Here is a 12,932-nt window from a genome sequence, read left to right as displayed (position 1 = left end):
TCATCTTTGAATTCTGGCCAGTTGCGGTCGCCGAGCTTGCGCGGCCAGAGGTGGAATGGAAAAAGCAATGAGAATCCACGGCGTTTACCCCTCCTGTGGATAACCGGTGGATAACCTCGGGCTCCGGTGTCCAACTCCTCGAATTCACTGTGGGTCCAAACAGGTCTCCACGGCGCGGTAAAACGCCTCGAAGAGCACCTCGTATGTCGCCCGCGGGTAGCGCTCGAGCGCGTTCGTGTCGATGACAAGCGCCTCGCTGGCCGTGCGCCCGACGAGCAACCGCACGACGTCCTCGGAACCCTCGGGCACGGCACCGTCGTCGCTCGCGAAGCCCAAGCTGCGGATGACGCCGTCCTTCAATTCCACCGTCGCGATGACGTACTTCTGCTTGCGCTCGAACTCGCCCGTGCCCGTGACCGTGCTGCCCGAAGCCCCTTCCTTAGTCATGCAACCCAACTGACAGAGATGACGCGGCGGGAGAATGACGCGGATCATATGTGCGTGGTAATACCCGCGGCCAGGTCCTCGAGCGTCTCGCGATCTCGAATGAGAATGCCGCGCTTGTCGTTCGTCACGATCCCCATTTTCCGCCAACGGCTCATGACGCGAATCGCGGTCTCCACGGTCGTGCCGACGAGATCCGCGATATCCTGGCGGGACAGCACGATCGGGATCGTGATCCCGTTCGAGGTCTCATCCTCGCCGACACGGTCCGCGAGCTTGAGGAGGAGGTGCGCGATGCGGTATTCGACCCCGCCCGCGGCGAGTTCCTTGATCTTCTGCATGAGCATGCGCTGCCTGCGGGCCATGCCCCGGAGCGATCGGAGCGCCATCCCCGGAACGGTCTCGAGCAGGTTCAGGATCTCGCTGCGCGGGACGCACAGCAAACGCGTCTCGGACAAGCACACCGCCGCGGTCGTGTACGCGCTGCCGACGAGCACCGAGGTCTCGCCGATGGCGTCCTGCGGCCCGTAGATCTCGATGATGACGTCCTTGCCGGTTTCCGAGTGTTTGATTATTTTCACGCGGCCGCTCAGCAGGAAGAAGAGATAGCGGCACGTGTCGCCCTCGTTCCAAACGAGCTCGTGGCGCTCGAGAGCCAGCTCGGTGGTCTCGCGGGCGACCGATGCGAGCCGGCTCGCCGGCACCTCGGCGAACACCTTGAACGTGCGCAGTTTGTCGACGAGATCAGATCTCACGAGCAACTCCCGGTCCAGCAGATCAAGCAAGTACCGGTGGTCCCGCACGTTGTCAATTCCAGACGAGGTTGCGGTCCCGGCGCGAAATCACCATGTCCCGTGCGGGGCGGACAATTGCGGAGGCGGACCCGAGATGCTAGAGTCACCCGGGTGGCGAGGTCGCCCCTCCATGATCGGAAGAGCCAGCACCGCGGCCCCGGAGCGGACTTCGGGGAAAACCGCTGACAAGACAATATCGAACGTGAATAAACACGTGCCATCGCTGTCCATCCCCACGAGGGCGGCACCGGATAGAAAGAGTGAGGCGGAGCAAGACCTCGAACTCGTCCGGCGCTGCCAGCAGGACGACGAAACGGCCTTTGGCCAGCTGGTGAGCCGGTACCAGAGGAAGGTTTACACCATCGCATTGAGCATGGTGAAATCGCCCGACGACGCGATGGACATCAGCCAGGAAGCGTTCATCAAGGTCCATCGCTACATCGGGAACTTCCAAGGCTCTTCGAGCTTCTATACCTGGCTCTACCGGATAATCGTCAACCTGTGCATAGACCACATGAGGAGGTCCGGGAGGTTCATCAGCGCGGAGTTCGACGAGAGGACGCACGATAGGGAGCACGATGAGAGGGAAGTCTGCGTATTGTCCACCGACCTCGGCAACAACCCGTCGAGGACGATCGGCCGCAAGGAGCTCGCGGAGCAGATCCAGCGAGCGATCGACGAGCTGCCGCCGTATCACAAGGCGGTGATCGAGATGCGGGAGATCCAGGGGATGTCGTACGCGGAGATGGCCAAGGCGATGCGGGTGTCAAAGGGAACGATCATGTCGCGGCTCCACCACGCGCGCCACAAGCTCCAGAGGCTCCTCAAGGACTATCTGGACGGCGAGATGATCGTGAAGTAGGAGGTCGGCGGATGGCGAGGGTGACACAGGACGAGCTGGACCGTTATCACGACGGGGAGCTCTCTTCTTCCGCGCGAAAGCGCGTCGAGGAAGCTCTGCGCACGTCACCCGCCGAGGACCGCATCTACATCGAGAAGCTCGGCCGGCTCGGCGATCTTCTGCGCGTCGCGCACGAGGAGCAGGCCGCGCAGGTCTCGTTCGACGGGTTCGTCGAACGCGTCGCGGCGGGGATCCGCGCGGAAGAGAGGCCTGGGCTCGGCGAGCGGCTCGGGGTCTGGTTCGCGGAGTTCTTCGAGCACCGCCGCACGATCTGGATTCCCGCCGCGTCCGTCGTCGGCGTGGCGGCGGCAGTGCTGCTCGTGCTGCCGTTCGTCAGCACGCCGAAGCCCGCGGTGCCGGCTCCGCAGGGAGTCGCCGGCGGGATCTGGGCCGCTTCGACCGGCGTCGAAACGGCGGCTCCCGTTCCGCGCGGATCCGAGGTGTTCCTCGCGAACCGAGGCCAGGTGACGGGATGGGAGCTGTCCGTCCCCAACGAGCACGGCGAGCCGATCGGCGTCGTGTGGGTGAACGACTGAGGAATGTGAAGATGTTGCGCAAGATCCCACGGCCCAACGCGAAGCTCGCCGCCCTCCTCTCCGGTCTGCTCGTCCTGACAAGCTTGGCGGCGGCGCAGGCCTCGGAGCGGATTCGCTGCGAGGTGCTCACCATCGAGGCGTCGCGGACCGGCCAGGGGATCGACCCGGCGCTCGCGGTCTACACTCCGGTGTTCAAGACGGCGCCGTTCGCGGAATTCGACACGTTCAAGCTCGTCGACCGGCGCAGCTACGAGCTGACCCTCGGCGGCCTCGCGGCGCTGTCTCTGCCGTCGCCGTATGCCGGTTCGCTGCGCTTCGATCGCGAGAGCGGCGGTCGCTTCGAGCTGTCGCTGACGCTGACCCGACCGACCGGGAACCCGGTGCTCGTGCAGGGCAAGGCGACGCCGGGCGCGCCGTTCTTCGCCGCGGGGCTGAAGAGCGCTCTCGGACGCTGGGTCTTCGGCGTGGCTTGCGATCACGCGAGCGGAGTCGTGCACTACTAGTGCGATTCGACCTCCATACGCCGTCCGCGGCGCTCGCGCTCGCGACCGCGCTCGTCGCCGTGTCGTCGTCCGCCGATCGCGACGGCCTGAAGCTCCACAGTGGCGTCGACGCGGGGTTCGGCTGGGCCGGCGAAGACGGCTTCGCGCTGGTCCTCCTCGAGCAAGGGCTCGCCTACGAGGGCGTAGGCCTCGTGCTGTCGGGGCCGTTGCGCTTCCGCATCATCGATGACGCCCCGGAGGAGGACGGCGTCCTGCGCGATCAGGATTGGGACGAGCCCTCGGACTTCGCGCGGATCGCCCGCCGCGTCGCGTTCGCGAAAACGTGGGACGACGCCGAGTTGGACGCCCGGCTCGGCGAGCTGAACGGCGTCGGCGTGGGGCACGGATCCGTGGCCGATCACTACTTCAACTCCGCGGACATGGACCACTACCAGGGCGGGCTGATCCTCGACGCGGAGTATGCGGGCAACGGCATCGAGTTCTTGATGGACGACGTCGTTGCGCCGGAAATCCTCGCCGGGCGAGCGCGGATCGCCCCGCTCGCGTGGTTCCTCGACGGCGACTGGCCGCGGCGGCTGGAGATCGGGTACACGCTCGGGGCCGACATCAAGGCCCCGCGCCGCGTCATGGGGAACTCGGACACTGTGATCGCGGTGACCGGCGGCGACGTTTCGCTGCGGGTTGTCGATCTCGACGTCGCATCACTCATCCCCTACGCCGACGTGATGGGCATGGACGGCGACGTCGGCGTGCACGCCGGCCTCGCGGCGTCGTTCACCTTTTCGCGGAAGGACGAGGCGGCGCTGCGCGCGCGCGGAGAGTACCGTCATCTGGGCTCCGACTACCACCCGGCGCTGCTCAACCCGTTCTATGACCGAAGCCGCCGCTTCTACAGCCGCGATCCGGTCGACGATCGCACCAACACGTTCGCGGATCACCTCGCGAACCCCAACACCGCGGACGCGTCGTCCCACGGCTGGATGGCCGACGCGGCGTTCTCCTTCCGGCGCGCGATCGAGATCGGCGCCCGTTTCGACAGCGAGGGTCGCGGCCGGCCGCACTGGCTGCTCGTGCGCGTGGCGCTCTCGCCGATGGAGCGGTTCGATCTGCACGCCCTCTACGCGGGCCGCGACGGGAACGGCGCCGGCGACGTTCTGTCAGCCGACGCCCTCGTCGGCCTCGGCACGCGGATTCTCATCTGGGGGCCGTTCAACGTGTTCGCGGAGTACGCGCGCCGTTTCCGACGCAAAGACGGCGAGATGCCGTATGCGAACGAATCCGGCGTGGGGATCGGCATGTATTTCGCGTATTGACCGACGCCGCTTGGTGAATGATGATCACTTCATACGCGGCGTCCCAGCGGTGTTTACAGCACTGAACCAAGCTGCTAATGTGCGGAGTAACGTCTCGGAATTCCACGGATGACGGGAGGTCTACCCAGGATGAGTCGATGCCCCCACTGCGGTGATTCGCACAACGCCGACAACCACTTCTGCCCGGCGACCGGCAAGCCTATCGATCTCGGGCCTCGACTCATCGGCCTGACGCTGCTCGATCGTTTCAAGGTCGTCACAATCCTGGGAGAAGGACCGACCGGCATCGTCCTGCAGGTGGAGGACGTCCGCACGAAGCAGAAGCTCGCGGCCAAGCTCACGCACCCGCGGCACGCGCGCGGCTCCAACGCCGGCGACATCCTCCTCAAGGAGGCGGCGAAGGCCGGGAGGCTCGGCTGCCCGAACATCGCGCACGTCGTCGAGGTCGGGCGCGACACGGGCGCGGCGCCGGTCGTGGTGCGCGAGCTCATGGTCGGCTCCTGCCTCGCGGACTACCTGGAGGAGAAGGGCCCGCTTCCTGTCGGCGAGGCGCTCCAGATCGCGCACGACATTCTCGTGGCGCTCGCGGCAATCCACAAGGCCGGGCTCCTGAACCTGGACCTCTCCCCCGCCGACGTGTTCCTGGATGACTCGTCGGGAAGACGAGTCACGAAGCTCGTCGATTTCGGCGAGGGCGGCATCAAGCAGCAGCTCGGGACCGACACGGACGAGGTGGAGAGTCACAAGTACTACGCACCGGAACAGCTCCGGAAGGGGCAGAAGGCGGACTCCCGTGCCGACGTCTTCGCGGCCGGAGCGATCCTCTACCAGATGCTCGCGGGGACCGAGCCGGCGCGGATCCCGACGCCGGTGAACGCGTCCCGCAAGGACATCGACGCCAGGCTCGTGACCGTCGTGCACAAGGCGATCGCGACCGCGCCCGAGAGCAGGTTCCAGTCGGCGACCGACTTCATCGGCGCGATCGACGATTTCTCGCGCGGGGCGAAGGCGGCCGCGGCCCCGGCAAAGGCCCCGGCGACCGCTCCTCTGCCAGCCGTTTCCGCGGCTCCTCCGGCGGCTCCGAAACCGGCGGCCGTCGCGAAGCCGGCCCAGGCGCCCGCCGCGCCGGTGGCGGCCAGCGCGCCGCTGCCGCTTCAGCCCGCCGCACCCGCGCCGGCGATGAGACCCGCGCCGGAACCTGCGAAGGTGCCGACGCCCGCGCCGGCGCCGGCAGCGCCTGTCGCGCCGACACCCGAGGCCCCGGTGCTCATCGCGCCGACCGGCAGCGACGAAGAGCTCGCGCAGCCGTCGGTCATCGTGGACATGCCCGAGGTCGCGGGCGCGGGCGGCAAGAAGAAGGTGATTGCGGTCGTCGTCGTCGTGTGCCTCGTCGCCATCGCTGCCGTCGTGTACTTCCTCGCGAGCGGTTCCGAGGAGATGAAGCCGCCGCCCGAACCGTTGCCGCCGGCAGAAGTGACGATCACCATCAAGGTGGTTCCCGAATCCGCCGTCGTCAGCGTCGACGGCGAACGCGTGGCCGGCAACCCACCTATCATCACCGTCGCCCCCAGTGACGCCTCGCACGCCGTCAAGGCCAAGGCCGACGGGTACGAGTCGCTCGAGAAGGACGTCAAGTTCGACGCGACGAAGACGATCGATTTGCAGCTGATTGAGGTCGTGGCACCGTCCGGCGAAACGGCGGTCGAGACCCCGCCGCCGCCGGAGCCGGTGGTCGTGCCGGAGCCTTCGAAGGTCGCCGAGCCGAAGCCGGCCGCGAAGCCGACCGCGAAGCCGACCGCGAAGCCGGCCGCGAAGCCGACCGCGAAGCCGGCCACGAAGCCGGCCACGAAGCCGGCGGAGAAGCCGAAGACGCCCGGGAAGAAGAAGGGGGGATTCGACACGTCGAATCCGTACGGTTAATGGTGTTCGGACAACGCGGAGGAAGTCGATGAGAAGGATTCTGATCGCCACGATTGCTCTTGTCGCCGCGATGGTGCTGATCGCATCGCCTGCGGACGCCCAGAAGGCGAAGGCCAAGAAGGAGTTCGACAAGGGTGTCGCGGCCATGGACGCCCACGACTACAAGGTGGCCCTCGTGCACTTCCAGTCCGCGTACGACGCCGCGCCGCACTGGGCCGTCCTCGGGCACATCGGCAACTGCCACACCAAGCTGAACGATCCGGTCAACGCCATCAAGGCGTACGAGCGGTTCCTCAAGGACGGCGGCGAGGACATCGACGCCGAGCAGCGCGCGGCGGCACGCCAGTCCCTGGAGGATCAGCGGAAGAAGGTCGGCGTGCTGCACCTCCTGGTCAAGCCCAAGGAGTCGACGGTGAGCATCGACGGCGAGTCGTACGGAGCCCGCCGTACGACGAGATCCTCCTGAAGGCGGGGCCGCACCACATCATCGTCGTGCGCGGCGAGGACGAAATCGAGCAGGATTTCAACATCGACGCGGGCAAAGAGAAGACGATGAAGATCTACCCCAAGGACGACACTGTCGCCGCGATCGTCGCGCCCGTGCCCGCGCCGGAGCCGGCGCCGACGCCGAAGACCGGTCCGTCCTTGGTCGAAGACGACGCTGCGCCGTACATGGACACCGCACCGGAGCCCAAGACCTCCCCGAAGCCGGAGCCCGCGGAGCCGGCGCCGCCCGCAGAGGGCGTGATCAAGGTGGCAGCGAACGTCGAGGGGGCGACGGTCGAGCTCGACGGCGCCGCCGTGGGCGCGGCCCCCTTCGAACAGACGGTGTTGGCCGGCGAGCACGGGGTCGTCGTGACCGCGGAGGGGTACCTCCCCTACACGGGGACGGTCACCGTGGACGGCGGCATGGCGAGCGCCGTCGACGTCTCGCTCGTCTCCGAGACGGAGAAGCCGTCGCGCACGAACGCGGGCTTCATCGCGTCGTCGGTCGTCGCCGGCGTCGGCCTCGTCACCGGCATCATCGGCTGGGGCGTCTACGGCAAGAACAAGGCCACGGTGAACAACTACGAAGACACGATGAGCACCGTGCAGTGGCAGACCTGGGGCGTCGAGAACTGCGAGACCGCGACGAAGCCGGACGGCACCTCCGCGAGCTCGAACGACGCGGACTGGGACTACTACTGCAACGAGCTCGTCATCACGCGCAACGACGCCGAGGACAAGTCCAAGATCGGGCTCGGGCTCGGCATCGCCGGCTCGGTCCTGTTCGTGGCCGGCGGCACGATGGCCGCCCTGTTCTTCTTCAAGCCGGAGCTGTTCTTCGGCACCGAGTCCGAAGGCAACGTCACGCTCGTCCCGGTGGCCACGAACGATCACCTCGGGCTCGTGCTCAGCGGCGAGTTCTAGCCGGAGACGCCGAAGCCCCTACTCGGGGTTCTTCTCCAGATACGAAGCCGGCGACGACAGGCCTTCCGGCGGTGGCTCGGCGACGATGCTGCTCTTGTCGAGCTCGTCGAGCTCCTGGAACAGCGCGGCGCACTCCCGCCTGTCCCGGAAGTGCTCGGTGAGGAGGGCCGCGGCGTCGGCCAGCGACTTGCCATAGGCGTCGCGCTCCTGCATCTTCGCCGCGAGCCGCTGCCGCCCCGCCTCGAGGTCGTCCTCGATCGACGTCGACTGGTTCTCGAGCTGCTTGCGGTACTCGACGAGCTGGACCTCGATGCGCTCGATGTCCTCCTGCCACTTCCGCATCTTCGTCTCGATCTTGGCGATCGCCTCCGCGCGCGCCTGCCTCCTCGCGGCGGCCGCGCCGGCCCGCTCGTACGCTCCCCGGAGCTGCTCCGTCATCTCGTCGCGCCCCTTGTCGATCGACGCGATGATCTTGCGCGCCTCGAGCAGATCCTGGTTGGAGCGCTCGAAGTCCTCCTTGTGGCGGCTCAGGTCCACGGACGCGGCCGCGACCTCGCGCTTCAAGCGCGACTCCTCGCGCGAGAGATCCTCGATCCGCCGGCCGACCTGCCCCGTGAACTCCCGGCCGCGGCGGCGCAGCCCCTCGTTCCGCGTGGACGCAGCGGCGAGCTCGCCCTCGAGCCGAGTGGACGCCGCGGCGAGGCGCCAGATGCTCTCGATCGCCTCCATCACGTTCTCCGGGCCGCCGGTGGGATACGCCGTCGCGACCATCCGGCCGAAAACGGTCGCCTTGAGCGCCCACGTCGCGACGATGTTCAGCCCCTGCATCGTCAGGCCGGGGTGCGCCCCGGTCGGGCGGCGGTCGCCCTGTCCGAGCTCCCACGGCGACGCCACCGGGCCCATCCGGCGCTGGAGCGTCTTGAACTCCTCGAGGAGGTGGTGGGCGTCGCGGAACCGCTTCGCCGGATCCTTCTCGATGAGGGTCATGATGATCTGCGACGCGCGCGCGTCGATATCCTTCTTGTACGTCTCGGGCGGCTGCGGCTTCACCTGCTTGTGGCTCTCGATGAAGCCGTCGCGATCCCGGGCGATGAAGGGGAGGCGCCCGGTCATCATCTCGTAGAAGATGATGCCGATCGAGTACAGGTCGGAGCTCGGCGTCGCGTCCTCGCCGCGCGCCTGCTCCGGAGACATGTACTCCGGCGTGCCGAACACGGCGCCCTTGGCCGCGAGCCGGCCGTCCCGCGCGAGGCGCGCGAGGCCGAAGTCGATGACCTTCACGAAGTTCTTCCGGCCCTCCTTGTTGATGAGGTAGATGTTGTCCGGCTTGAGATCCCGGTGCACGACGCCGAGGTCGTGCGCGCGGGCGAGCGCGGCGGTCGCCTGCTCCAGGATGTCGAGCGACACCCCGAGATCCATGGGGCCGCGGGCGATGTGCACCGAGAGGCCCTCCCCGACCAGCAGCTCCATGACGAGGTAGGCGAGGCCGTCCTCGGTCTCCCCGAAGTCGTTGATGTCGACGATGTTGGCGTGGTTGATCCGGTTCACCGCCCGCGCCTCGCGGAGGAACCACGCGCGGAAGTGCTCCTCGCCGCGGCGCTCCGGCTGCAGGATCTTGATCGCCACGACGCGATCGATGAGCAGGTGCCGCGCGCGGTAGACCGCGCCCATGCCGCCAACCCCGAGGCGCGTCTCCAGGCGATAGCGGTCGGCGATGACGCGGCCCAACAGTCGGTCTTTCATCGTCTCCCCTCGCGCACCGCCGGCTTCCCTCGGCTGCGTGCGCTCTCCTCTGTCACAGGTTGTCGAGCAGGAAGCGAGCGAGCAGCTCCCGGTCGTCGTTCTCGCCGGAGGACGCCCCACCGGCCCGCGTCATCACCGCACCCGAGATGTCCGCGCCGCGTGCGGCGGACGACACCTCGATGATCGGCTGTCCGGTGAAGCCGGGCGTCACCTTGTACGCGGAGTCGCCTATCAGCACCGAGTCCATGTAGTGCTCGGCGCCGAGCTTCTCGAGCGCGGCCTTCTCCTTGACGCGTCCCACGAGCTTGTGCGGATCCGAGCCGTCCCCGACGTCCGCCTCGAAGTACACCGCCTGGCTGATGTCGTAGCGCCGCTTCGCCTCGCGGATGAGGAGCACGTCGCCGTCGATGACGACCTTCTCCTCGACGATCCACTCGTCCATGGTCTGCTGCGGCCAGAAGAGGCGGTTTGCGCCCATGGTCTTCCTCCTCCATCGCCTATCACCCGTGGAGGGGAGGATCATACCGGCGCGCCATGAGGCCGTCAAACGGGGTCGTCACGGTTCCCTGCACGGCTCGCCGATCTCGTAGGCGATCGCGCGCCTGAGCTCCTCCCGCATCCCGGTCGGCTCCGCCGTGCGCTCCAGGTTCAAGGAGAACACCCAGAGGCGCTCGTACGATCTGCGCGTCGCGTCGACGCCCTCCGCCAGGACGATCTGCCGCGGATCGACCTCGCCCCGGATCTGCGCCTCGTCCGGGTAGGGCGCGACACGGACCTCGACACCCTCGACGAGCCGCCGCTGCTCCTCCGGGAGCCCCGCGATCGCCTCCGCGACGGCCGCGGCGGTCTCCTCCGGGCACGACGCGCCCCACGGCAGGCGCGGCAGCTCGAGATCCAGCGCGCGCACCCTCAGGAACGCGCAAACCGCGTCGACGCGGCGCCCCTCCTCCCGCGCGACGAGCCCCACGCAGTACCACGCGTCGACGAGCTCCCCGTCGACGCCGAGCGCGGCCTCGGCGTTTCCGCGCGCCCGCTCGAGGTCGCCGACGTCGTAGTACGCGCGGCCGATCGCCGCGAGGTAGGCCGGCGGGAGCGCGTCGACGTCGGCGATCGCGTCGAGCCTCTCGCGCACCTCGGCGTCGCGCCCCGAGTTGAACAGGGCCTCGATCTCGATGAGCGCGGCGTCCGCCTGCTCGTCGCTCGAGAGCTCCATCTCGGACGCGCGGCGGCAGAGGCGGATCGCCTCCTCCGGATCCGCGTCTGGGTGCGCGAGCAGCTCGGCCGCGTTCAGGATCGGATCGAGGTACCACTCGTCGAGGTCGATCGCGCGCCTGTAGCTCTCCAGCGCCTCGTCGAACTCGCCGTCGAGCGCGTGGATGTAGCCGATGAGGTTGTGCACCTCCGGGTTCTTGCGATCGAGCTCGAGCGCCTTGCGCGCGGCCAGGAGCGCCGGGGTGTTCTCGCCCCGGGAGATCAGATCCCAGCTGCGATCGATGTGTGCGGAGAACCTGTCCATCTGCTCCTCGTGCCTTCGGGCCGAACAGATATCGCCGTTGTCGGGCGCGCGGTCAACCGGCGAGACGGGGGAGCTTTCGGCCTTGATAACGAGAGGATTGCTTGGTACAAGCTGGCGCCTCGCACGTCGCGCCGAGGACGCGCGCGACGATTGAAAATCGAGAAGCCGGGCCGTTAGCTCAGTTGGTAGAGCAACGGACTTTTAATCCGTAGGTCGAAGGTTCGAACCCTTCACGGCTCACGAACGCGACTGGAGCTTCGAGCCGCATCACGGCCCGCGCGCCTATCGCAAGGCCCCGTCGTCTAGTGGTTAGGACACCGGCCTTTCACGCCGGCGGCACGGGTTCGAGTCCCGTCGGGGTCACAGTAGTTTTTTCGGAAAATTCCGAAGTCATCCCGCGACGTTTCCCCTCTTTTTGCCCGGACTTCATTTTGCAATCGCTTCCTCTCGTGCCCACTTAGTGCCCGTTTTTTTCACGTCGTCACCATCGAGCATCGAAACGGATTCGCTCACCGAGCCGGGCGCGAGGTGCGCGTATCGCATGGTCTGCTGAATCGTCGAGTGGCCGAGCTGTTCCTTGATCGCGATGAGCGGTATCCCCCTCATCGCCATGTGGCTCGCGCAGGTGTGCCGCAGGACGTGCCACCCGACCTCGTGCAGATTCGCAAGCTCGCAGGCGTGCCGAATCGCCCAATCCGAGCTGTTCGACGAGATGGCCGACCCATCTTCACAGGCGAAGACGAGCTGTGATCCGAATTCTCGGCGAACGGCAAGGGTCGAAGTCTCCGCGTTGGAGTTCTTCTTCTTCGCGCGTCGGTGCTCCTCGAGGAACTCGACGGTCGCGGGCGTCAGATACACGATCCTGCTCTTTCCGTTTTTCGGCGTGCCGACGATGCCGCGTGAGACGGCCCGCGAGATCCTGAAGTGCGGCTGATTTCCGGCGAGCTGAACATCCCGCCACCTCAGTTCGAATAGCTCGCCGCGCCGCAACCCGGTCTTCATGGCGACGAAGATGGGCCCGTACCACAAAGACGATTTCTCTCGCGCCGTGCCGAGGAGTTGCTCCGCTTCATCGAACTGGAAGTAGTCGAACGGCGGCTCCGGACACTTGGGGAAACGGACCGTCGGCGTTCTCTCGACGGCGCCGATCTCGACGGCATAACGGAACATCTTGGACACGACCGCAAGAGCGTTTCGCGTCGTCTTCGGCGACAACCCACAATCTTCGATGAGAGAGACGCGGAAGGCATCGATGTCTACAGTGCCGATCTCGTCAAGGCGCCTGTCTCCCATGAACGGATCGATGTAGCAACGGACAATCGATCTCTTCGTCCCGACCTCGGACGGCTTGTTGAGCCCTACGGCGTACTTTTCGATGAACGTCTGCGCGAACTCCGCTACTGTCGGCATCTTCTTCTGCTCTTCCTCTTTCACCTCCTCTTCCTTCCTGAACGTGCCGTCTTCGAGCGACTTGATGACCTTGCGCTCCTCGTCCTCGGCCTCTCGCCGGGTCGAGCCTTGCGCCCATAGTCGTATGCGCTGGTAACGGCCGTTGGGATGTCTGAAACGAATCTCGATCCTCAGTCTTTCCTGTGCCTCGCCCGTCTTCGGGTCGCGGCGCCGCTTGTGTCTGACCGTCATGGGTTCCCCCTCTTGCGGTCAGTACGCGGGCCAGCCGAGAACCACTCTATCACTGTTGGGACATGCGCGCGAAAGGCACGGCCGATGCGCCGAACACCGGGAATCATCCCTCGACGCGCGGCGGTGTAGACGGTTTTTCTGTTGAGATCCAGAAGGTCAGCCAGTGTGTCGAGTGACACGAACATCGGCATCGGAAGCGACGGGGCCGATG

At 66.8% G+C, this 12,932-nt stretch carries 14 protein-coding genes and 2 tRNA genes; 9 read left to right on the top strand and 7 right to left on the bottom strand.

Annotated elements, in window-relative coordinates; all coding sequences use genetic code 11:
* Nucleotides 1-144: 144 nt before the first annotated feature.
* Both M0R80_11900 and M0R80_11895 read right to left on the bottom strand, forming a co-directional pair.
* Nucleotides 145-447, bottom strand: a complete 303-nt coding sequence (locus M0R80_11900) for a hypothetical protein (protein ID MCK9460332.1) — start codon at nt 445-447, stop codon at nt 145-147.
* 44 nt (nt 448-491) lie between these two features.
* A complete protein-coding gene (locus M0R80_11895; protein MCK9460331.1) occupies nt 492-1,199 on the bottom strand; it encodes a Crp/Fnr family transcriptional regulator in 708 nt (235 codons plus the stop codon).
* 169 nt (nt 1,200-1,368) lie between these two features.
* Here M0R80_11895 and M0R80_11890 point away from each other — a divergent pair, with 169 nt between their 5' ends.
* From M0R80_11890 to M0R80_11860, 7 genes are all read left to right on the top strand, one after another.
* Complete coding sequence (locus tag M0R80_11890) at nt 1,369-2,100, top strand: sigma-70 family RNA polymerase sigma factor (protein MCK9460330.1); 732 nt, start codon at nt 1,369-1,371, stop codon at nt 2,098-2,100.
* Between the two features lie 11 nt (nt 2,101-2,111).
* Nucleotides 2,112-2,675, top strand: coding sequence for a zf-HC2 domain-containing protein (locus M0R80_11885; GenBank protein MCK9460329.1), 564 nt, complete (start codon nt 2,112-2,114; stop codon nt 2,673-2,675).
* Nucleotides 2,676-2,686: 11 nt separating this feature from the next.
* Nucleotides 2,687-3,178 (top strand): hypothetical protein, encoded by a 492-nt coding sequence (locus tag M0R80_11880; GenBank protein ID MCK9460328.1) that lies wholly within the window; start codon nt 2,687-2,689, stop codon nt 3,176-3,178.
* A complete protein-coding gene (locus M0R80_11875; protein ID MCK9460327.1) occupies nt 3,178-4,491 on the top strand; it encodes a hypothetical protein in 1,314 nt (437 codons plus the stop codon). The genes M0R80_11880 and M0R80_11875 overlap by 1 nt, the downstream gene beginning before the upstream one ends.
* Before the next feature lie 129 nt (nt 4,492-4,620).
* Complete coding sequence (locus tag M0R80_11870) at nt 4,621-6,411, top strand: PEGA domain-containing protein (protein MCK9460326.1); 1,791 nt, start codon at nt 4,621-4,623, stop codon at nt 6,409-6,411.
* A 28-nt stretch (nt 6,412-6,439) separates the two neighbouring features.
* The gene (locus M0R80_11865) at nt 6,440-6,877 is read left to right on the top strand and encodes a hypothetical protein (GenBank protein ID MCK9460325.1); all 438 of its coding nucleotides are present in this window, start codon (nt 6,440-6,442) and stop codon (nt 6,875-6,877) included.
* A 26-nt stretch (nt 6,878-6,903) separates the two neighbouring features.
* On the top strand, nt 6,904-7,821 hold the full coding sequence (locus M0R80_11860) for a PEGA domain-containing protein (protein ID MCK9460324.1): 918 nt from the start codon (nt 6,904-6,906) through the stop codon (nt 7,819-7,821).
* 18 nt (nt 7,822-7,839) lie between these two features.
* Here the strand turns inward: M0R80_11860 and M0R80_11855 are convergent, their stop codons facing one another.
* The 3 genes from M0R80_11855 to M0R80_11845 all read right to left on the bottom strand — a co-directional run bounded on the left by M0R80_11855 (nt 7,840) and on the right by M0R80_11845 (nt 11,080).
* On the bottom strand, nt 7,840-9,564 hold the full coding sequence (locus M0R80_11855; protein ID MCK9460323.1) for a protein kinase: 1,725 nt from the start codon (nt 9,562-9,564) through the stop codon (nt 7,840-7,842).
* Nucleotides 9,565-9,616: 52 nt separating this feature from the next.
* Nucleotides 9,617-10,042 (bottom strand): hypothetical protein, encoded by a 426-nt coding sequence (locus M0R80_11850; GenBank protein ID MCK9460322.1) that lies wholly within the window; start codon nt 10,040-10,042, stop codon nt 9,617-9,619.
* A gap of 78 nt (nt 10,043-10,120) precedes the next feature.
* Entirely contained in the window at nt 10,121-11,080 is a 960-nt protein-coding gene (locus M0R80_11845) for a tetratricopeptide repeat protein (GenBank protein MCK9460321.1), read from the bottom strand.
* Between the two features lie 167 nt (nt 11,081-11,247).
* Between M0R80_11845 and M0R80_11840 the strand changes: the two genes are divergently transcribed.
* Nucleotides 11,248-11,320 (top strand) — tRNA-Lys (locus M0R80_11840).
* Between the two features lie 51 nt (nt 11,321-11,371).
* Nucleotides 11,372-11,443 (top strand) — tRNA-Glu (locus tag M0R80_11835).
* A gap of 63 nt (nt 11,444-11,506) precedes the next feature.
* Here M0R80_11835 and M0R80_11830 read toward each other — a convergent pair.
* Complete coding sequence (locus M0R80_11830; protein ID MCK9460320.1) at nt 11,507-12,721, bottom strand: tyrosine-type recombinase/integrase; 1,215 nt, start codon at nt 12,719-12,721, stop codon at nt 11,507-11,509.
* Nucleotides 12,718-12,906, bottom strand: coding sequence for a DNA-binding protein (locus M0R80_11825; GenBank protein ID MCK9460319.1), 189 nt, complete (start codon nt 12,904-12,906; stop codon nt 12,718-12,720). The genes M0R80_11830 and M0R80_11825 overlap by 4 nt, the downstream gene beginning before the upstream one ends.
* Between the last annotated feature and the right edge of the window lie 26 nt (nt 12,907-12,932).

This window comes from Pseudomonadota bacterium (assembly GCA_023229365.1).
Lineage (GTDB): Bacteria > Myxococcota_A > Polyangia > JAAYKL01 > JAAYKL01 > JALNZK01.
This window is presented reverse-complemented; position numbering and strand designations above follow the sequence as displayed.